This window comes from Dysgonomonas sp. Marseille-P4677, from assembly GCF_016652235.1.
Lineage (GTDB): Bacteria > Bacteroidota > Bacteroidia > Bacteroidales > Dysgonomonadaceae > Dysgonomonas.
On record NZ_JAEPKU010000065.1, the window covers coordinates 1 to 22,743 of the forward strand.

General features: G+C 37.5%; 15 protein-coding genes. 4 read left to right on the top strand and 11 right to left on the bottom strand.

Annotation, left to right across the window (positions count from 1 at the left end; genetic code table 11):
- The first annotated feature begins 95 nt into the window (after window positions 1-95).
- From JGH11_RS11865 to JGH11_RS11880, 4 genes are all read left to right on the top strand, one after another.
- Window positions 96-1,007, top strand: a complete 912-nt coding sequence (locus tag JGH11_RS11865) for a hypothetical protein (protein WP_201111980.1) — start codon at window positions 96-98, stop codon at window positions 1,005-1,007.
- Between the two features lie 224 nt (window positions 1,008-1,231).
- The gene (locus JGH11_RS11870) at window positions 1,232-2,071 is read left to right on the top strand and encodes a methylated-DNA--[protein]-cysteine S-methyltransferase (protein WP_201111982.1); all 840 of its coding nucleotides are present in this window, start codon (window positions 1,232-1,234) and stop codon (window positions 2,069-2,071) included.
- Between the two features lie 195 nt (window positions 2,072-2,266).
- Window positions 2,267-2,842 (top strand): NfeD family protein, encoded by a 576-nt coding sequence (locus JGH11_RS11875; protein ID WP_201111984.1) that lies wholly within the window; start codon window positions 2,267-2,269, stop codon window positions 2,840-2,842.
- Between the two features lie 59 nt (window positions 2,843-2,901).
- Window positions 2,902-4,455 carry a flotillin family protein gene (locus JGH11_RS11880; RefSeq protein ID WP_201111986.1) on the top strand — a complete coding sequence of 518 codons (1,554 nt, stop codon included), beginning with the start codon at window positions 2,902-2,904 and terminating at the stop codon, window positions 4,453-4,455.
- Window positions 4,456-4,549: 94 nt separating this feature from the next.
- Here JGH11_RS11880 and JGH11_RS11885 read toward each other — a convergent pair whose 3' ends face one another.
- From JGH11_RS11885 to JGH11_RS11935, 11 genes are all read right to left on the bottom strand, one after another.
- On the bottom strand, window positions 4,550-5,827 hold the full coding sequence (locus JGH11_RS11885) for a DUF1080 domain-containing protein (protein ID WP_201111988.1): 1,278 nt from the start codon (window positions 5,825-5,827) through the stop codon (window positions 4,550-4,552).
- A 148-nt stretch (window positions 5,828-5,975) separates the two neighbouring features.
- On the bottom strand, window positions 5,976-6,800 hold the full coding sequence (gene murQ, locus JGH11_RS11890; protein WP_201111990.1) for an N-acetylmuramic acid 6-phosphate etherase: 825 nt from the start codon (window positions 6,798-6,800) through the stop codon (window positions 5,976-5,978).
- Window positions 6,801-6,836: 36 nt separating this feature from the next.
- On the bottom strand, window positions 6,837-7,670 hold the full coding sequence (locus tag JGH11_RS11895) for a BadF/BadG/BcrA/BcrD ATPase family protein (protein ID WP_201111992.1): 834 nt from the start codon (window positions 7,668-7,670) through the stop codon (window positions 6,837-6,839).
- Window positions 7,671-7,735: 65 nt separating this feature from the next.
- Window positions 7,736-8,971, bottom strand: coding sequence for an exo-beta-N-acetylmuramidase NamZ domain-containing protein (locus JGH11_RS11900; protein WP_201111994.1), 1,236 nt, complete (start codon window positions 8,969-8,971; stop codon window positions 7,736-7,738).
- 20 nt (window positions 8,972-8,991) lie between these two features.
- Window positions 8,992-10,863 (bottom strand): MFS transporter, encoded by a 1,872-nt coding sequence (locus JGH11_RS11905; protein WP_201111996.1) that lies wholly within the window; start codon window positions 10,861-10,863, stop codon window positions 8,992-8,994.
- Window positions 10,864-10,907: 44 nt separating this feature from the next.
- The gene (locus tag JGH11_RS11910) at window positions 10,908-12,203 is read right to left on the bottom strand and encodes a SpoIID/LytB domain-containing protein (protein ID WP_201111998.1); all 1,296 of its coding nucleotides are present in this window, start codon (window positions 12,201-12,203) and stop codon (window positions 10,908-10,910) included.
- Between the two features lie 3 nt (window positions 12,204-12,206).
- A complete protein-coding gene (locus JGH11_RS11915; RefSeq protein ID WP_201112000.1) occupies window positions 12,207-13,148 on the bottom strand; it encodes a DUF4922 domain-containing protein in 942 nt (313 codons plus the stop codon).
- A gap of 86 nt (window positions 13,149-13,234) precedes the next feature.
- Window positions 13,235-14,692: a glycosyltransferase family 2 protein gene (locus JGH11_RS11920; RefSeq protein ID WP_201112002.1), complete on the bottom strand. Its 1,458-nt coding sequence runs from the start codon at window positions 14,690-14,692 to the stop codon at window positions 13,235-13,237.
- A 51-nt stretch (window positions 14,693-14,743) separates the two neighbouring features.
- Window positions 14,744-17,773, bottom strand: a complete 3,030-nt coding sequence (locus tag JGH11_RS11925) for a xanthan lyase (protein ID WP_201112004.1) — start codon at window positions 17,771-17,773, stop codon at window positions 14,744-14,746.
- A gap of 102 nt (window positions 17,774-17,875) precedes the next feature.
- Complete coding sequence (locus JGH11_RS11930) at window positions 17,876-19,348, bottom strand: RagB/SusD family nutrient uptake outer membrane protein (RefSeq protein ID WP_201112006.1); 1,473 nt, start codon at window positions 19,346-19,348, stop codon at window positions 17,876-17,878.
- Between the two features lie 19 nt (window positions 19,349-19,367).
- Window positions 19,368-22,454 (bottom strand): TonB-dependent receptor, encoded by a 3,087-nt coding sequence (locus JGH11_RS11935; RefSeq protein ID WP_201112008.1) that lies wholly within the window; start codon window positions 22,452-22,454, stop codon window positions 19,368-19,370.
- Between the last annotated feature and the right edge of the window lie 289 nt (window positions 22,455-22,743).

Below are 22,743 nucleotides of genomic sequence, written 5' to 3' on the forward strand. Positions count from 1 at the left end.
ATTTTACTTATTTGTTTTTAATATATCAGATTACCAGATGTTTACATCTTTTTTTGATAGAGTTTATTTTATTTAAACTGTTTAACAAATATCTTATGAAAAAGAATAAAATCCACTTAACAATATTGATATCTGCTATATTTTTAAGTTTTCAAATTTTAAATATAAAAGCTCAAGTAACTATTGGGTCGGGTCTTCCCCCTGAAAAAGGGGCACTTTTGGATATAAAGGAAAAGAAAGCAGATCTTGATGCCGGAAATTTAGAAACAGCTATATCCGGAGGGTTGCTCATGCCTCGAGTTCATTTGTTAGATACTAAGAGCCTGGCTCCTTTAATCGATTCCTCTTTTATATTGAATAATGTGAACGAATATACGAGACTGAAACAAACGCATACTGGATTGATGGTTTATAATTTAACTATATCGACATCGAAAAACTTATCACAGGGTCTTTATAAATGGGATGGTACAGCATGGAATATGATAGTTGATGAAAAATCGCTAGCAAATGCAATGGAACAACTAAAAAACTTAGTCCACCCCCAACCGGCAGCTTTCATGTTGAATAATAATATTACAAATTTCTTGAGTGGTGTTAGGTTAGGTGAAGGTCAGGCTGTAAATATGATTCAGCTTGTCAACACTACACCTGATTATATACAGTTATCAGCCGATGGAACAAAAATAACTTTCGCTCCGGGTTTTTATGTTGTTCAATTTACTTACGAAGCTATGCATAACGCAAACTGTGATCTGTCCTCTTATTTTGTTGATTTTCCGAACGATGCTTATCCATCATCGGGGGCAAGGATTCATTCTAATTCATCTCATGATACCTATGCTTATTCAAATCATGGAGGTACGCTTTCTGCACCATGCTTGTTGACAAAAAGTTTACAATGGAACATTTCATTAGGTAGAGGGCAAGCCGGTAATTGTTCCGGAACAGGAATGACATTGCTTGGTAAAAGTACATTCCTCTATATCGTACGATACAGTTATTAAGAGGCTAATTGATATCAAATGTATTTTTATACTTAATATAGAGCAAATGTAGGTTAGAGCAACTAGTATATTTATAATCTTTTAGAACTTAAGGCATTTCTCTCGAACTTAGACTTCTAGTATTGAAGTAACAAACACAAATTTAATATCTCGCAAGAATCGGGTTTGTTTTTTCGACTTACAAGATTAGCTTTGCCATATATAATATTTAAATTTGTCTTGTTATGAATAAGCAGAAGATTATTGACTTTATTCGCATTAAGGATGCGATTGAATATATAAACGGAAATTATAAATCTCAACCGGATTTGGATGAGGTAGCTAGCTATGTTGCCTTAAGTCCTTTTCATTTTCAACGAATGTTTACCCGATGGGCAGGAGTAAGCCCCAAAAAGTTTTTACAATATATCAGTGTTGAAAATGCAAAGAAAATGCTGAAGGAAACTCAAGCAAGCCTCTTTGATACGGCTTTTGAAGTTGGCTTGTCGGGTACAGGGCGTTTGCATGACCTGTTTGTGAATATAGAGGGAATGACTCCGGGGGAATATAAAAACGGAGGCCTAAACTTGGCTATAAATTATAGCTTTGCAGAAACGCCATTTGGCGAAATACTAATCGCATCTACTTCTAAAGGAATCTGTTATATGGCATTTGTGGAGGATGAAGTCTCAGCTTTGCAAGAAATGAAACATGTATTTCCTAATGCTGAATACAAACAACTGACAGATAGTATACAACAAAATGCTCTTTATATATTCACTCAAGATTGGCAAAAGCCGGAACAAATACAACTTCATGTGGCTGGCTCTAACTTTCAGTTAAAAGTATGGGAAATATTACTCAAGATTCCGAGAGGAGGACTAGCCACATATCGTGATGTTGCAGAGCGTATTGGTAGTCCTGGTGCTAGTAGGGCGGTAGGGACAGCTATTGCAGAAAATCCGGTTGCATATCTTATACCTTGTCATCGTGTGATTTTGTCGTCGGGTAAGATTGGTCAATATCATTGGGAGAGTGCTCGTAAGTCTGCAATTATAGGGTGGGAGATGGCTAGTCTAAAGTAATAAGAGGCTCAGATCTACTCTGTGCAAAATGATAATTCAAATTTTACTTCCACTCAAATAAGAGTACATTCTAAATGAAAAAATAATTTTGGAAATATTTTGCGGCTTAGTATCCAAATGGTTGCATTTCTTAAAAAAAATATTATATTTGTATAGACTATATAAAAACGCATTAACCATTAACTAGAAACTGCTATGAAAGAGTTTTTCGCAAGTATGGAGGCTACTCAACAATTCTATTGGTATGTAGCTATAGGAGCAAGTGTTATCTTTATTATTCAAACCATTATGACTTTTGTTGGAGCTGATGCCGATACTGGTGTCGATGCCGATTTTGATGGTAATCTGGATGGAGCCAGTTCTCCTTTTCAATTATTTTCACTACGAAATTTAGTCAATTTTCTTTTAGGTTTCGGATGGACAGGCGCATCATTATATACTTCGTTCGAAAATAAATTTGTATTAGGGATAGTAGCCTTTTTAGTAGGAACATTATTTATTGTTATTTTCTTCTTAGTAATGAGAGCTTTGATGAAATTGTCAGAAGATAATACATTCAAAATCGAAGATACTATCGGACAAACAGCTGATGTGTATATGAATATTCCGGCTGCAAAAAAAGGTAAAGGTAAAATCTTTGTAAGTATAAAAGGATCTACACACGAGTTACCTGCGATAACAGCTTCTGAAGAAGATATAAGAAGTGGTTCATTAGTTAGGGTCGATGCTATAGAAGGAGGAATTTTACTGGTGACTCCTATAAGTAAGTAGCAAATACATTAAACGAAATTATTTATTTTAAACATAAACAACTAAACATTTAATTAATTATGGATGGTATTTTATCAGAGGGTGTTATCATTATTGTGGTAGGTGTCATTGCTCTGTTTGTATTTATTTCGGCTATGGTGTCGAGATACAAGCGTTGTCCGTCGGACAAAATACTTGTCGTATATGGAAAGACGGGTGGGGCATCAGCCAAATGTATACATGGTGGTGGCGCTTTTATTATTCCTGTTATTCAGGATTTTGCATATTTAGACTTAAAGCCTATTTCAATAGAGGCTAATCTAACAAGTGCATTGAGTAAGCAGAATATTCGTGTCGACGTTCCATGTCGTTTTACGATTGCGATCTCTACCGAAAAGGAAAATATGAATAATGCTGCTGAAAGACTTCTTGGGTTAACTACTTCACAAATTCAGGAATTGGCAAAGGATATTCTATTTGGACAGTTACGTCTGGTTATCGCTACGATGATGATTGAAGAAATCAACTCGGACCGTGATAAATTTTTAGACAATATTTCGAAGAACGTAGATACGGAATTGCGTAAAATAGGTTTGAAACTAATAAACGTAAACGTTACAGATATAAATGACGAGTCGGGTTATATTGAGGCTTTAGGAAAAGAAGCTGCTGCAAAAGCAATAAACGAAGCTAAAATTAGCGTAGCCGAACAAGAAAAAATCGGAGAAACAGGTAAAGCTGTCGCCGACCGAATGCGAGATGTTCAGATCGCTGAAACTCATAGAGATAGGGACGTTTCTATAGCCCTTGCTCAAAAAGATAAAGAAGTGAGTATTGCAGGTGCTGTTAGAGACGAATCTATCGGTAAGGCTGAAGCAGAGAGAGATACCCGTGTGAAAATGGCGGAAGCTAATGCCATTGCAGTAAAAGGAGAGAATACAGCAAAAATAGAGATTGCCGGCTCAGATGCTTTACGTCGAGAAAAAGAAGCAGAGGCGGCTCGTTTGGCTGTAGCTGCTGAAAAAGTTCAACAAGCAAAAGCTTTGGAAGAGGCGTATATTGCAGAACAAAAAGCAGAAATGGCACGTTCGGAAAGAGAACGCTCAACTCAGATAGCTAATATTGTAGTTCCTGCCGAAATAGAAAAGCAAAAATTGATTATTGAAGCACAAGCCATAGCAGAACAAAAACGTGAAGAAGCAAAAGGGGAGGCAGATGCTATCTTTGCGAAGATGGATGCCGAAGCTCGTGGTTTATACGAAATATTGACCAAGCAAGCTGAAGGATATAGAGATGTGGTTAATGCCGCTAAAGGAGACCCTGTGGCTGCTTATCAGCTATTGTTGATTGAGAAACTTCCTGAATTGGTTAAGACTCAGGTTGAGGCTGTTAAGAATATCAAGATAGATAAGGTTACGGTTTGGGATACAGGCAATGGTGTAGGTGACGATGGTAAGACATCGACAGCTAACTTTATTTCAGGTCTTATGAAGTCCGTACCTCCGTTGAATGACTTGTTCGGAATGGCAGGAATGAATCTGCCTTCGTATCTGAAAGGACAAGCTGAAAAGGATAAAAATGTAACTATTCCTTTAGCTCGTGTAGATGAGATGAATACAGAGGATAAGAAATAAGATGTTATTCTGACATATAAAAATAAAAAGGAGTGAAATATTTTCACTCCTTTTTTATACTCTTTATTATTTTAAAATAAACAGTGCTATAATCTTACAATGTTTTTAATTTTAAATTGCGCCACAATACTTTGATACCGCCGCCATCATGTATTTGTAAAGCAATACGGCCTTGTCCTTTTCCTATTTTTTCATCTTCTAGACTAACGATTTCCTCTCCGTTGAGCCAGCTTGTTACTTTGTCTCCTTGTACAAGTATGCGCATTGTATTCCAGTCACCGACTTTCAATACATCATCTTTTTCTTTAGGCGCTTCTATCAGCCATCCACGACCGTAAGATTCGTAGATACCACCTGTACCGTGTCCTTTAGGAGCTACTTCTACCTGCCAACCGTTTACTTTCACATCTTTCTCAATAAAAGAACGAATGAATACGCCTGAATTGCCATCAGCTTCTTGTTTAAATTCTACAGTAAGGTCGAAATCGTTGTAATATTCACGTGTGGCTAAATATCCGTATCCCTTGTCCGGTCCGCTTTCGCATACGAGTAGCCCATCATTGTCTACATACCATTTTTCTGTTCCGTATACATCCCATCCGGTAAGATCTTTGCCGTTAAAAAGATTTACTTCTTTCGTTTTACGAGGAAGCTCTTTCACCTTAATATTTCGGAACGATGCAGGATAACCATGATCTTGCAAGCATATTACACCTTTATTCGCCAAACCATATTCTGGAGCATTATTCCATTTTCCACTGTTTTTGCGAGCAAACCAATCGTCGGTCCACGCTTCAAATTCTAATATCTTCACTCCGTTAAGCCAATGTTCTACATGGCCGTTATCGAATACTATTTTTGAATTATTCCATTCTCCTTGTGGATTAACCTTCATCAAGGCTGTATCAGGTAAATACATAGCGTAATCTACACCCAGCCTTTGCCAAGGTTCGAGAGGTTCAGGGAAATTAGGTTCATCGATAAGTTGATATTCAGGTCCTGTTACATATGGTACACTATATTGAGGGCGTTCTACTACATGGTATAACATACCGCTATTACCACCTTTCGATAGTTTCCAATCCCACGATAGTTCAAAGTTTTCATATTCTTTATCTGTAACGATATATCCGCTGGCATCGCTTCCATCTCCTTTAGCTTGGATACATCCATCTACTACATGCCACGGTTGGGTAAGTGTAGTTCCGTTATAATCTTTCCAGCCGGCCATTGTTTTACCGTCGAAAAGTAGTTGCCATCCTTCGGCTTTTTCTTTCTCTGTTAGGGTGTTAGGTTGTGTGCTGTTGCAAGAAGCAAGTGCAATAGCTAGAATTGCACATGATGCGAATAAGCTTTTTGTTTTGAATTTCATTTCTTTTGGGTCTTAGATTTAATAAATCGTATAAAAATTAACTCTTCGGTAAAGGTAGTAAAAAATACGTTTACAAAAGAGTTAATTTGTTGATGTCCTGTTAATAAATTTTATTAATCTTTCAACTCAGTGAGTTTATTTGTTAAAATTATTGCTGATTTTCTGCTCTATAAGCATCGGTTGCTTTCTTTACGGAACCGTGAAGAAGGAGTAATCTATTTGCTTGCTCGTAATCTAAACCCAATTCGTCGACAAGCATTCGTGTTCCTCTATCTACTAACTTTACATTTGATAATTGCATATTTACCATACGATTACCTTTAACTCTGCCCAATTTGATCATAGTGGCGGTGGTAATCATATTTAAGATCATTTTTTGTCCGGTACCCGATTTCATGCGCGAACTGCCTGTTACAAACTCAGGACCAACAATCATTTCTATTTTTATTTCAGCCTCTTCTGCAATGGGAGAGTCGGGGTTACTGGATATAGAGGCTGTAAGTATGCCATGCTTACGTGCTTCACGCAATGCACCTACAACATAAGGAGTAGTACCTGATGCAGCTATGCCTATCACAGTATCTTTATCTGTGATATTTCTTTCCTGTAATTCTTTCCAGCCTGCTTCCATATTGTCTTCGGCTTTTTCTACCGGATTGCGTAGTGCAACATCGCCTCCTGCAATAAGTCCTATAACAAGTGTATTTGGCATCCCAAACGTAGGTGGAATTTCTGAGGCATCCAATACACCGAGTCTTCCGCTTGTGCCTGCGCCCATATAGAATATTCGTCCACCCTGTTGCATGCGTGGTATTATTTGTGATACAAGTTTTTCAATCTGTGGTATTGCTTTTTCTACAGCAAACGCTACTTTTTGGTCTTCTTTATTAATGTCGGTCAATAATTCTAAGACAGATTTATTTTCCAGATTATCGTAATGCGATGGCTGTTCTGTTATTTTTATAAAAGTCATTATATAATCGAAAGTTAAGAATTAGTATTATATATTTTAGCTATAATATGCGATAAGCCCATCCATAGGAGATTGAGCGATAGTTCCTATACGAATGTTAAGTTCCGTTCCTATTTTATGTAATATATCCTGATAATGATATGCTACAGATCCGGTAAAATGCACTTTGTTGTTCTTGTAATCATATTGCATTATGTTTTTCACAAAAAAGTCTTCCAATGCATTGTGTACCAGTTTATAGATGCTGCCATCTTCGATATGGCGAAGGATAAAAGGCGAGAGGCTTGCCAGAAAACGGTTTGCCAGGGGTTGTTTATATACTCTGTCTAAAATAAGGGGTGGAGTCAGATTGTATTCCGACAAGAATTTTTCTTTTAATCCCTTTGTAAGTTGATTCTTCAGGCATGCACCTAAAAATAACCGCCCTAAGACAGCGCCACTTCCTTCATCACCCAATACATAACCTAGAGGTGAAACATTTTCGACAATGGACTTGCCATCGTAAAAACAAGAATTGGACCCTGTTCCTATAATGCAAGCTATACCCGAATTATGTCCGCACAAACCTATTGCAGCAGCAAGCAAGTCGCTGTTTACATCTATTCGCGATGCTTTTATATTATCAGCTATGGCATTTCTGACAATAACATTTTTTTCAGGGTTAGCGCAGCCTGCGCCGAAAAAGTGTACTTCTTCGATATTATAACCATTAAGAGATGGGCACAAAGTATTATCTATTTCTTTGCTGATCTCTTCGTGGGTACAAAAGAAAGGATTTATACCTTTTGTAATCACTTTTTTTATTTCTTGTCCTTTATCTACCAAACGCCAATCGGCCTTGGTCGACCCTCCGTCTGCCAGTAATATCATAGTTTTATGGATTTTCTATTTGTATATATGATAGCTAATTTTTCTTTTTATTTAAGATCTTAGACCTATTTATATAAGTAATATTTTTTCGATAATTGTTTAAAGGATTCTGTTTTACTATACCAAAAGTCTTTTATATCTTCGAATCTATTATTTTTTGCAAAGGTAAGTCTTACATAATCACTTCCACTCACTTGATCAAACATTCTGTAACGTTTTTCGTCTGCATTGTCAAATATAGCTTTGTCTGGATATAAAACAGCTATTTCCTGCATTACATAAAATTGTATTTCTGATAAACGGACCTGTTCGTAGTTTATTATATGTACTTGTACCCCTTGCAATTGCTTACCTTGTCCGACCGAATAAAAAGGTTTGAGATGTATTGGTCTGAAATATAATCCGGGCAATTGTAGCTTATTGAGATTGGCAGACAAATCATCAGCATTTATCCATTCTGCAGCAAACAGTTGAAATGGTATTGTATAACCTATTCCAATAGACATATATCCTAGTTCTCCCAAAATACCCGATACAGGATAAAATACTGCCGAAATAGGCTGTGGAATATGGGGCGAAGAAGGTATCCATTGCAGACCTGTTTGATCGTATGTCATTTTTCTTTTCCAACTTTTCATTTTTACGACTTGCAGATTGCATTTCTTCTTTAGCATATTTTCTCCGTTGAGGAGCAATGCTAATTCACCACAAGTGAGACCGTATACATAAGGGATAGAATATTGGCTTACGAATGATGTAAATTTATTATCTATCAATCCCCCTTCGATTTTTAGTCCTCCTAATGGATTCGGCCTGTCGAGCACAATAAACTCAATATTGTTCTCTGCGGCAGCTTCCATTGCTAACCCCATTGTACTGATGTAGGTAAACGAACGGCAACCTATATCTTGTATATCATATACCAATACATCTATATCTTTTAGCATTTCGGCTGTAGGCGATTTTGTTTTACCATGCAGTGAATAGACAGGTAATCCGGTACGGGTATCGATCGTATTTTCGACATTATCGCCAGCATGCGCATCTCCGCGAACGCCATGTTCTGGTGCGAAAAGAGATATCAGTCGTACATTTTTTGCTTCATGCAATATATCTATAGTCGATTTCATATTGTTGTCGACACCTGTCGGATTGGTTATTAGCCCGACTCGTTTGCCTTCCAAAATTTTGAAGTTTTGATTCTTCAAAACCTCGATACCTGTCTTTATCTTTACCTTTTGGGAGAAGGATGCGAGTGAAACCAACAGGAGAGCCGATAGTATGATGAGTGTTTTTTTCATATCAATATAGAGCTATATAGTTATTTTTCTATAGGTTCTTCTTTCTTGGCTTTACCATAGTTAGGATCTATTTTTAGTAAAGCAACGGCTATAATAGGAACAATACAGCATATCATAACCCAGATAAAGAAGTGATTATATCCCAATTGCTCTTGTAACCAACCTGCGAACATGCCCGGAAGCATCATTCCTAATGCCATAAAGCCTGTACAAATGGCATAGTGAGCGGTTTTTTGTTCTCCATCCGAATAATACATCAGGTAGAGCATATATGCTGTAAATCCAAATCCATAACCGAATTGTTCTATAAATACACATATATTTATTACAATCAGGCTATCTGTCTGTGAAAAGCTAAGATATAAGAATGTTGCGATTGTGAGCAACATACTCAATGTCATAGGCCATAACCACCTTCTTAATCCGCCTTTAGCAGCAGCAAATCCGCCTATAATCCCACCAAGGGTAAGGCCTATAATCCCTATTGTACCATATACAAACCCAACTTCACCGGTTGTAAGTCCCAAGCCTCCAACATCTCTAGGGTCGATCAGGAACGGATTTATTAGTTTTAGCAGTTGTGCCTCCGAGAAACGATAAGTAAGCATGAAAAATATGGCAGCAGCAGCTTGCGGTTTTTTGAAGAAAGATTTAAATGTTTCGGTAAATTCACCCAATATAGAAGCAGCGGTGATATGTGTATGCGGTTTGTCCGAATCGGGTTTTGGCAATGCTACTCTATGATAGAAACTGAAGAATAAAAACAATCCCGCCAAGACGAAGAATGTGATAGACCATGCAAAAGGAATATTGCCTGATAGTCCTTTATACTCTGCACTACTGATTTCTGTCAGCTTAGGATCTATTTGGAATACCATATAGGCCGGTTTGTTCCAATTGGTAGCATTGAAAGATAGACGATCGCCTTGTAATAGGGAGATACTGTTATCACCTCTGTTCATAGTTGTGTTCAGTATCATTTCTTTATCTTGCTCAGGCTGTTTGGATAGCCAGATTGCTACAATACCAATATTTCCTGTATGATCCGATTCGGCGACAAAACGTTTCTCCCCGAATGTATTTTTTATCCAGTTACCTAGCGGAGCAGATACATGCGAGGTCCACCATCTTTCACTGGCTTTCTCTTTACTATTTTCTTTTTTAGCCTCTTTTAGTACAAATCCGTTCTCTTGATTTAATACGGTAATGCTATCTAGGAATAATTGTAGGCTGTCTTTATTTACGCCATGTGTGCCAATCTGTACAATTTCTCTGTCGGTGATGAAATGTATTTCACCATCTTGTGGACTAGTATTATGTATTTGGGGAATAAATAAAGTAGATTGAGTATATTGAGGCGATGCTTCTATATTTATTTTTACAGGCTCACTTCCTGACGTACTCTCCAGGAATCCTGCAAGAATGATAAGCACTCCTTGTCCCATAATGGTAGCTACACGATAGAAGGTGCTTCGGATACCAACATACATAGCTTGCTGATTGGTATCTAGCCCAAGCATATAAAAGCCATCGGCTGCAATGTCGTGTGTTGCCGAGCTAAATGCTAACAACCAAAAGAATGCTAATGTCGCCTGGAAAAAGAAGGGGAGGGGAATAGTGAATGCAATTCCGGCAAACCCTGCACCGATAAGTAATTGCATGGTAACAATCCACCAACGTTTAGTTTTTAATAAGTCAACAAAAGGACTCCAGAAAGGTTTTATAACCCATGGTAAATACAGCCAGCTGGTATATAGTGCTATATCGGTATTAGAGATGCCCATACGTTTGTACATGATCACCGAAATAGTCATTACGGCAACATAAGGTAATCCTTCGGCAAGGTACAACGATGGTATCCAAGCCCATGGTGATGTCTTTTTTTCTTTCATGCGTCTTTCTTTATGATTGCAGATTTATTATTTCAAATAAATGATTAATACAATTCTTCTATGCTTGCACCTACATAGTAGTGTAACAAAATTTTATCGTAAGAATACCCTTTTTCACCCATTACTGCAGCACCTATCTGACAAAGCCCTACACCATGTCCCCAGCCTGCACCGGTAAGAATAAATGTGTCGCCTTCTTTTTTTATGGTAAAGGCAGAACTGTATAAATGCGATGTGGATAATATACGCCTTATTTCTAATTCTTTACCTATTGTGAGAGTTTTCTTTGATCCTACAATTTTTAGTTTTACCAAGCGTGAGGATGTGCCTCTTTCTACAGGAATAAGTTCTTCAATAGTACCGAAATCTATGCCCGAACGTTTGAGTACTAAAGCAGATAGTTCGCTTTGAGTATATGTTACTTGCCAACGGTAAAAATCGGTGGTTTCCTGATCGTAATTGTTTAATACTTGTCCTAGTATTTTTTTATCTTGCGTATTACAGAATGCAGACGGACGTGACTCTATCCATTTTACAGACTCGGATTCTATTGTAAGATCGGGTATGTCGTTACTATTAACATCGTCTCTTAATTTAACCAGATATGGGAATTTTATATCTTCCCAGCAGTTCTGGAATTCTTCAACTATACCACCGCAGCATTTCGAAAAGCGGGCATCACATATCTTACCCTCCGATTTTAATACTTGGCCGCGTGTCTCTTTTATTGCTTGTTTTACGACGTCTATATTTGCCGAAGCACGGGTTATTCCTTGATACCGTTGACAATGATCGTCGGCACATACATCAAAATCAGTGTGATCTTCACGATCGTACCAGCGGATAAGTTCATTGTCAGTTTCTGTAAATGTAGAATATTCTTCTTCATTAGCCAGTATTTCTTTATTCTTCTCTATTTGGGCTAATAACCAACTTCGTGAGATAACGGCATGCGCTTTAAGTAGTTCCATCGAAGCTGTAGCACTCATTTCGGATGAAATAACGCTGGTAAGGTAATCCTCTACTTTGATAAGATTTATAGCTGTTATTTGTCCATCTTTGACTATTAATTTCAATGCTCCCTGAAATTGTTGGTCTTCTTTACGTTCCCAATGAAAGTTGATTCCGATAACTACATTTTTTAACGTGAATGAAGCATCATCATTTATAGGCTCGAAGTGTAATTCTTTATATAAAACTCCGTTCCAAAGGATTTGTCCGTCTATTAACGAAACAGAATTTTCACCCGTCGTTACTTCTTCCATACACATATACTGTGTATTTAGTACAAATGTTATTTCTTTATTCCAGAGAATACCAACACTGACTTTTGGTTCCATATATTATTGTCTTTCTTTGATCATGTTAATAATAGTCTGCATCTTTTCATCATCGATACAAATTTCTTTGAGGATAGTTTTGATATCTTCTGCTGTTATTTTATTAAAGTCTTTTTCTAACGGAGTAATAAAGACTCCTCCGAGATCGACCGCAGCAGGACTAATCAGCATATTGTCATCTCCTTCGGCATAAAAACAATCCGGACGATGTTTCTTTCGAGGGAATATAGCACTATACCATCTCTCGTTTTCATACCATGTGAGGATGTTCATCATCGGTTCTTTGTCGTCATCCTTCAGGTCGAATAAATTATATAATTTCTTAAAAAATAAGATAGCTTCTTGTTTATCTGTGGCTTCGATTAAAAATAAATTACGGAGATACTCGTTGACAGTGTATACAGTCAGTCCCTCCGATTGATATATACTTTCTTTCGTAATATTTAGCATGTCTTGTTCGAGAGGGAGAAATCCTTTGACTCCTGCCTGAAAGTGGGCATGATCGGGAGCCGATGCACCGCATTTAGGACCATTATAGAATATGGTATAATTATCAAGTTCTTTGGCCAGATCTAACATATCTCCAAATCTGTCAAATATGAGTTGGTCTATGTGTTTATATGTTGGTATCGTAAAATGTGTAGGGAAGATTGGAAATGGATTTACTAATACCTGATAATCTTCGCCAAATGGAATACTTGTTTGCACAGTCGGCAGATTGGCAGGGCATAAGAAGCATTTCCGTTCTTGTATCGATTTGGTATCAACTTTTGCAGCGGAAGACTGAATGCGTGCGGGATTAAATTGTACCCTGATAGAAAATTTATCAAAGAGAAAATCTCTCGACTCTACGGCTTTTAGAGCACTGTAGTTTCCTTTAGCTTGCTCCCAGGTTTCCAATTGATTGGTAAATAGTGTCTGTATTTTTTGCGACGAAATACTCATAATAGTTGTTTGTTTTAAATTGGGAGCCGGATTTATATAGCAGGAAATCCGGCTCCCACTCAAGGTGTGTTTAATTACCAATTAACTCATTTGCTCTTATTCAAAGCGATACGAGCTTCTAATTCCCATGTTCTTATTCTATCTTTATATGTATTATGTGCATTCATTTTTACTATATCGAGAGAAGCATCAGAATTATCGTCCCAACGGCGACACAAGTATAGTACATCATAGATTCGGCCAATTTGATATTCACGTGAAAAGTATAATCCCAAGGCGTAATCTTCACCGTAACTTGTATTTGGTACTTTAATCTCTCTCAAAACCGGAGTGTAAAATGCTCGTGGAGCTCCCAATCCATTTATACGCAGTGCGTTATTACGTCCATTCTCGGGAGTCCATTCCTTATGGTCGATTATGCCCGGAGGTATCATGTTCATATCGAAATCGGTCAACATATACGATCCTACTACCATAGCACAGTTTTGCTCATAAAAAGCATCGACTATTTTCTGAAGAGTATTTTCGTCAGAATATACATCGTCGCTATCGAGTTGTATGGCAAATTTTCCACATTTCGAATTATGTACACCTGCATTCCAGCATCCGCCGATACCTAATTCTTTGTTTTGGGGAATGATATGTACTAAGCGTTCATCTGTGGCGAACTGATCGATAGCTTCTGTTGTACCATCGGTAGAATAATTGTCTACAACAATGAGATTGAATTTGAAATTAGTCTTTTGCTTTAGCACAGACCTAATAGCATCGGCTATTGTACGGATGCGATTGCGTACAGGGATGATAACAGATGCTTCGTATTCGAAATCTGATTGATCGAACTCCACCTCTTTAAATTGTGGCGCAAGGTATCCGCCTATTTTCTTTAAATGCTCGGTGCATGCGAATTCCATCTCAATCTGTACTTCGCGATTTTTAGGGTCTACATAGTCGAAAACTTTCTCACCACTTTTACGTGTGTCGTTCTCTACTTCTGTATATAGATATTCGTTGATATGTACTAAATCTCTTTCTTGAGAAACTTTCAACCGTAGGTCGTAAATTCCAGCAAATTTATATTCTTTATCCATTTTGCTTACGGCTTTCTTCAGTTCCTCGGTTTTGTAAATCAATACCGAGCCAAAATTGAAGTCGTCGCGTAGACTTCCTTTTTGATAGGCTATAACCGGACTGTTTTTCTTTTCATTACCTATTACCTGATAATGATCGGCATAGACAAGTCCGGCATTAGAATCTTTAGCTATTTGGATCAGACGGTCTAATGCAAACATACCTAGACGCAAATCTGCCTGTTTGGTGTATATCAATGTATACTCAACGTCTGCTTTCTCCGCTATCTTTTTGATAGTTACAGATGATCGCAGAGAGTCGATATCTATTATTTCGCAATCTTCAATTCTATCTTTGCAGCCATTATCTGTAAGCAGGTAAATTTTATTTACCAATGTAGATTCTTTCAGCGATGCAATTGTATTTTTTACTTGTTCGCTACTTTGAAAAGGTATAAAGCAGTTTATTTTCATTTTCTATGTCGATTTATAGTGTTACTAATTATATATTTTTCTTTATCATCGTTATTCAAACATGAAATTAAGTAAATTTTTCATCAATTCATTCCTACTATTCTCATTCATTATTGTTTCGAAAGGGAAGCCTAATACACATGTCTTATAATCACCTTTGTAAGCTATACCTGCACTCAGATTGTTTTCACTATATCTTACAATTGTATAGCTGTTTTCCTGAGCAGGTTCTATAGCATCGGGAGATTCAACAGCATATGAATCCGGATTAAGTTGTGTATAGAATGCGTATTTTCCATTTGTGATTGCAAATGGTGAAGCTACACTTTTTACTTGTCCCGTAACAGCAGCTTGCCCCACACGCCATTTATATTTTAGTATGTCAGATGCAAATTTCTGGTCAGATTCTTGTGGGTTGTCTGAGTCCCAAAGGTCGGAGGCTACATAAGCCCCACTGACAAATATATTTCCACCTTGTTTACAATAACTGGTTATTTTATCTTGTAATTCTTTTGGAAACGTTTTGAACTCAGCGGCTTTTATGCCACGCCCTATCTTTGTTTGTTTCTGTTTGCCCAAAATGAGGTCGGTAAGCTTATATTTTGTTAAATCTACCTGATCGTTGCATATAGCATCACTACTAGCTGAAATGAAAGAATATCCTGCGTTTACAATCGATTTTCCATGAAGATAGGGATAATCGAACGTATTACCGGCTATAATTGACGATTCGAAATTTCCGTTGCTAGCACCAAAGCCCGGAGCATCGTCGTCTATCCATGGTATTTGGCGTCTGAACTCGTATTGGCTGCCGACATAATTGTATTGTATTTTATCGGGTACGCCATGATCGATAAAATCAACGAATCCTGCAATGCTGTCTGTAGAAGCAAAGCTGTGTGGGGCAGATAAACGATTGAATCCATTGACAACAAGTACACACCCCTGTTCGTCCGATTTTCGGCAAACAGATAATATTTCGGATGGGAAGCTTTCACCTCCATTGTTTACAGCAGCGATTTTGAAACTATATATCTTATCTTTCTCAATTGTGATTTTTGTATGATTATCATTAATGAGTATTCCATTGTCGAAATCATTGTCATCTATTCGGGTATAAAGTATATATTTCTCAGCTTTGGATGTCGGTTCGGCTTTGTCTTCCACCGGAAGCCATTTTAGCTCAACTTGTGTCTCTGAGAGAAAGTCTGCACTAAAAGATTTTACGGGTAATGGCTGAACAATATAATCATACCCATATTGAGAAGATAAGAATTTCAACATTCCCTTATATATAGAACGGCTTACTGTAAACTGGAAGCGTGGGTCGAGACCATAGCGCATATCAGCAAGGTTTTGATGTGATAATAGTTCGAGGAGCATAGTCGGAACTTCAGGTACACGAGCTTCGCTGTACGAACGGTTCCATATGTGGCGGCGCGACCATTCGGGTTCATAATCTGAACGAATATCTTTGATAATTTCGTTCATTATGATTTCTGTCATATCGCGTGATGCCCAGCGGGATTTTCCATTTTCAAACTTCTCGTCATTGAAGTGAGTCATGCAAATACCAAGTGTGCCTATAATAGAATCATTATCGCTGATTCCTGCATCGGTATGAAAGGCAAAAGCAAGATCGATAGGAATATTTAAGCCGCCTTTTTGGGGTAATACGGAAGAACCTCCTGATATATAGTTTACCCAATACCCACGACTCTGGAAGTCGTCCGTATAATCGTTTTTACTTTCACTACGGTTATAGATGCTATCAGGGGCACCGGCCCATTGCAGCCAATATCTAGCTCCTTCGGTGTAACGAGGATAACCGCTTATTTTGGGTTGATAATCTATCTTTGGTAATGTCTTTACTGTTCCAACTTGTATTGAATCTGAGCTTTTTGTATTTTCGGTAACTAAGCCGTCAGGGTGGGGTAGGCGTGCTATATTTCCCATACCTCCTCCTATTTTTACAGCATCGGCTGTTACGATACGTCCATTTTTATTACTTCTGTTACTTAATGTTACTTTACATTGATTATTTACACCTTTGTCAAATGAGAAATAGCCGAGAAATATCCATGTGCTTCCTCCCATTGTCTGATTGACTCTGAACTCGGTCTTTCCACCTAAATGATGTACTGTATAGAGGGCGTCTTCCGTGCTGTTTTCAACAGTCTGGTACGAAATATATACGCCGTATTTGCCTTTTTCGGGAATATCGGGAATCCATTCGCACAGGCTTTCTTTACCTCTGTTGGTTGTCTTTGTATATTTCCAAGAGCCAGATCTGAATGGATTTTCTCCATCCAGATACGACTCTTTCTTCTTTGCAAATCCCACACTAGAGCCAACTGTCCAGCTGTCTGTTTCTTTATATATAGATTTATCAGCATTTCCATCATTGTCTACAATTATTTCGTGGCGTTGTATATCACGTTCACGAGGAAGTAAAACATTTGCTCCTGCATTTTCGAGCATTGGTACGAGGTATGGCAGTACATAGCTTTGTGTATACAGATCTTCGACTGTTTGCATCAGACGAGCACGCTGCCATTCCCAACGTGCCAGTTTTTGCTCGTAATACCATCCATGACTTTGCCAAAGGGCGATATGACGATTCGTCAAACCATTTGGAAATGCAGGATAAGGAGTAGATATATTTGATTTTAGAGGAATATTCGATGTTTTGTTAGCAAAAACTTTGCTATTGTCTTTTTTATACGATTCCCTATAGAAGTTGGGAACTAAGTTACGGATATTCTGTCCGTCAGTGATAATATTTATCTTATATCGTTTTTGTGCGTCGGGTAAAATATCAGATGCGCAATTTTCAATTTCACTTACAGTTTGCTCTGTAAATGGAATATATGAGAGGCTTACATTTGTATAAATTGAAGCTTCCTTTCTTTTCTTATCAAAAAGTATACTGTCGATAGATACCACTCCTGAGGATACATATCTGCGACAGATTTCGGTTAAGTTTACGGAAAGCGTGTCCCGTTGCTCTGTAGTCTGTGCAGATACAATAACGGATATGTGGCTAATGATAAACAGAAAATAACAAACTTTCCTTTTCATTTCTAAACTTTTTTGTATAACGTTTTTAATTAAATAAAGGCCGGTAAAGCCATTCCGGCCTTTATTTAAAAGAGATTGTATTAAAAGCTATAATGTAGTATTTTATCTTGGATTTTGGGTAATAGATCCGTTACTTTTATCTATTTCATCTTGAGGAATAGGTAATATTTCGTCACGTCCTTTTACAAAACCTGTGAATAATTCAGGCGCTTTACCAAAGCGGATTACATCCCAAAAACGGAATCCTTCCATAGCCAATTCTAAGCGGCGTTCTTTTAGAATATCGTTAACTAAAGCATCTCCTGTAGATGTGATAGCAGGAAGTCCTACTCTGTCGCGTAATAATTTCAAATATTTTTTAGCTTCGCCTTCATCCTTTGTAGTACCTCTGGTACAAGCTTCTGCGTAATTTAGGTATACTTCGGCTAAACGAATAACTTTGATGTTTAGCTGGTTGTTTCTGATCTCTTTTGAACGTTGAGCCGGAGGTAAATAATATTTTTGATTGTAATATCCAGTTCTATTGCGTTCCAATTTTGCAAAATCTTCAGGTGTTTCCCATTCTTTCAGGTCTTCAGGTGTTAGAAGAGTTGCATCTTTTCTTTCAGTGTCACCAATTTCGTCATAAGCCGTAGCTAAAGCCGGAAGTGGCTGATCTATTCCATATCCGTAAGTAGTGCCAAATGGAAGCATCATGAGCACGTGGAAGTTACCATTGTTATTTGTTGCTCCCGATTGATTTGGAGAATCGTAATGTGTGATTTCAAAAATCGATTCGGAACAATGTTCTCCCGCAACAGTAAACTGAAACCCATAGTCGTCGACTAGTTCATAATCATTGGTCTTAATTACTTCGTATGCTGCTTCTTTCGCTTTGTCAAATTTTTCATCAAACAAATATACTCTGGATAGTAAAGCATATGCGGCACCTTGTGTAATGCGTCCGGCATATGTAGTATAGTTTACTTCCGATCTTCTTGGCAATACTTTGGCTGCATCTTCGAGGTCTTTTTCGATCTGAGCATAAACTTCTGCTTTTGGTGTTCTTGCTTTTCCTTTGTCAGCCACAGTCGGAGTATGGGTAAATAAAGGCACATCTCCAAAGCATTTTACCAATTCGTGATGAGCGAAGGCCCTGATAAATAAGGCTTCGCCGATAAGCTGTTCCTTATTGTATGTAGAGAATAAGCCATTATCCATTTTACTTATGCCTTCGATAGCCTGATTTGCTTTGTTGATAGCTCTATAGCATAAGACATAACGGTTTAATATACGTCCATTATCGGCAGGGTAATCATAATTTTCCATACGGGCATAAGCCGATACGTCGTCATCAGAACCACTATATGTAGCATCATCGGAAAGTACATCGCCAAATGCCCAGAAAGTCCATGTGAAACGATAGTCCTTCAAGTCCGAATAAGCGGCAGTTACTGACTGGAAGGCATCTTTTTCTGTTTTGAAGAAGCTTTCTTGTGTGAGTGCTCCTAATTTTTCTTTATCTAGATCTGTACAACCATTTACCAGGAATATTCCAATCCCGATAAACAGATACAATAATTTATTTGTTTTCATTGTCATAATCCTTTATTAATTAAAATGTTATACTCACACCGCCTGTTATTGTCATAGCTTGAGGATAGGTTCCTAGATCGACTCCACGGCTTAGATAATTATCGCTATCTATTTGTCCAACTTCCGGATCGGCTCCGCTATAGCTTGTAAATGTCAGCAGATTTTGTCCAGTTACATAAAAGCGAACTTTTTGCATATATGCTTTTCTTGTGAGCGATATAGGTAGTGTATAACCTAATTGTACATTACGTAAGCGCAGATATGATCCGTCTTCTACATAGCGGTCTGAAATACGTTTGTTGTCGTTAGTATCTACTTTAGCTAATCGTGGTACATCTGTGTTTGTATTTTCAGGAGTCCAGTAATTTAGCATTTTGCGATCTTTGTTTGTCATAGATGCAAGATCGTAAGTAAAGTAGCGCATAGCATTAAATATGTCATTTCCGTATGTTCCACCTATTTGTATATTCAGGTCGAAACCTTTGTATGATGCTCCCAAATTTATACCATAGATGAAGTCCGGTATAGGATTTCCAATCATGGTCTTATCTTTGTCATTTAAGGCATTATCTCCATTTGTGTTTGCGAAAATAACATCTCCCAATTCTGCATTTGGCTGTAGTTTTCTAACTTCTGCTAATTGTTCCGCATTTTGTATCAGCCCTTCTGTTTTATATCCATAGAATGCTCCGATAGGATAACCTATTCTTGTATAAGTTGCATTACCATTTCTGATAGCTCCTCCTACCATTGGTGTACCTCCGTCGCCTAAGCTAGTCATTCTATTGCGAATTGTGGATATATTGAAACCAACATTGTAATTGAAATCGCCAACATGATCTCTCCAGTCTACTGTAAATTCTACACCTTGGTTGGTTGCACTACCCACATTGGTTAATGGACCGTTTTCATAACCCATATAATTAGGTAATGGCTCCACGATCAACATATCTTTTGTCTTTTTATAGTAATATTCCCCACTGAATGTCAATCGTCCATCTAAAAGATTTGCATCTAATCCGATATTTGTAGATTCTGTCGATTCCCATTTCACACTCTTATTGCCTAGTTGTATAGCTACTATACCTTGATTTAGTATTTCTTTAGGCGTTCCATACAGATATGAATACTGTATTAGGTTAGTTAACAGATTTTGATACATATAATCTTTAATATTCTGATTACCTATGCGTCCCCAACCGGCTCTAAGTTTTAGAGAGGAAATCCAATTTGCATTCATATTTTTGAAGAACTCCTCATTCGATATTTTCCATCCTAAGGCAGCGGAAGGGAAAGTTCCGTACTTGTGATCGCTACCAAAGCGGGAAGAACCGTCGTGACGGATAGAAGCTGTAATCAGATAACGATCATCGAAATCGTAGTTTACACGTCCCAGATATGATATAAGGGATGATTCCCAAGCCGTACCCGTTGCGGCATCTCCTGTTTGTGCAGCATCCAGATATTGTAGTTCGTAGGTGTCGTTAGGTGTATTTTTCTTTACTCCCTGAAGTGTTTCTGTACGACCCCATTCATTGGTGTAACCTATAACTGCATTAATATTATGTTTTTCGGCAAAGGTTTTGATATAAGACAATGTGTTTTCCCATACATAGTAATTGTACTTTCTGTATCCGCGTGTCACCTGATTTACAGGATTCTTCTGGTAGCTTGATACCTCATATACAGGTAAGAATTGATAATCATCTGTCTTTCTTATTTCTGCTCCGAAGCTGGATCTTAGTTTTAGTCCTTTTACGATATTAAGGTCGCCATACATGTTACCAACAAGGTTGAAAATTTTACGTTTGTTATTTGTAAATTCAATGTCTGCAACCGGATTATTATAATCTTGGTATGGTGAAAAACCATATTTACCATCTTTATCTTTAACTGGAACTACCGGTTCAAGTTTAATCGCAGAGTTTACAATACCTACAGTATTACTTCCTTCCAGAATACGATTTTCTTTCGATTGAGTTATACTCAGGTTGGTACCTACAGAAAGAATTTTCTTTACGATCGTTTTTTCAACATTCTGTCTGATTGATATTCTTTCGTAATCTGTTTTCTTTATAGTCCCTTCTTGATTAATGTAATTAACAGCTGTATTATATGTATATTCATCGGCCATACCACCCGATATTCCTACACTATAGCTCTGAATGGCAGCAGTGCGGGTGATTTCTTTCATCCAGTCTGTCGATGTATTTTGACTAAGATGGTATTTATTTGTAAAATCATCAACATTCAAACCTTTCGCTACTTCTAGGCCATACCATTCAGATCCGCTCATTAAATCTAAATTGTTGAGGATCTTACTTGCTCCCCAATAAGCGTCGAGAGTAACAGTCGTTTTGCCAGCTTTACCTTGTTTTGTCGTGATTAATACAACACCATTTGCACCTCTAGCTCCATAGATAGCTGTAGCAGAAGCATCTTTCAGTATTTCCATTGATTGTATGTCAGAACTGCTCAGGTAATCTATATTACTAACCGGCATCCCATCCACTACGTATAAAGGATCGGAGTTGTTTACAGTACCAATTCCTCTCACACGTACAGCTACCGATCCACCCGGTGCACCCGAATTCGATGTAACAGTTACACCCGCCACAAGTCCTTGTAGCGATTGTGCTACATTCGATGTAGGCTGTCTTGTAATTGCATCAGCTTTCACTGATGATATAGCTCCTGTGACATCACTTTTTTTCATTACTCCATACCCAATTACTACTACTTCGTCCATCAATTGGGTATCTTCTTCCATTGTTACATTTATAACTGATTTATTGGCTGGTACAATCTTTGTTTTATGACCTACATACGAAAAGATGAGATTTGCATTATTATCTTTTACATTTAAGGAGTATTTACCATCTATATCAGTTGTTGTACCTATAGTTGTACCATCAATAACAACGCTGACTCCAATTAGAGGTTCGCCATTTTGATCTACAACCATACCTTCTACTTTTCCTATCGCTTGCTGCAATCCGGATGAATTTTCGTGTCGCCCGGAATTAGCTTGCACACCTATGCTCATTACTGTGAGTGAGAGAACACTGACAGAAAGCATACACAGAAGTTTTTTTGATGTATTCATATAATATCAGTTTTAATAAAAAAAAGGTTTGATTGATTTATATTCTTTTTTGATTGATTTATATTCTTTTAGCTGATTCAATGTCCTCTATTATAATATTTACAAACCGATTTGTGTATTTCAATAGTTAATATTGTTGAGGATGTGTTTTTCTATTCTTCTTTATTAATATTTAGGTACATATTTTATGATAAATTTACATTTGTATTATAATGTGATCAAACAAATTTAATTTAGGCTTTTTAAATCTGATGATAAATAAGAGGTTCTAGAATATCTTATGATATAT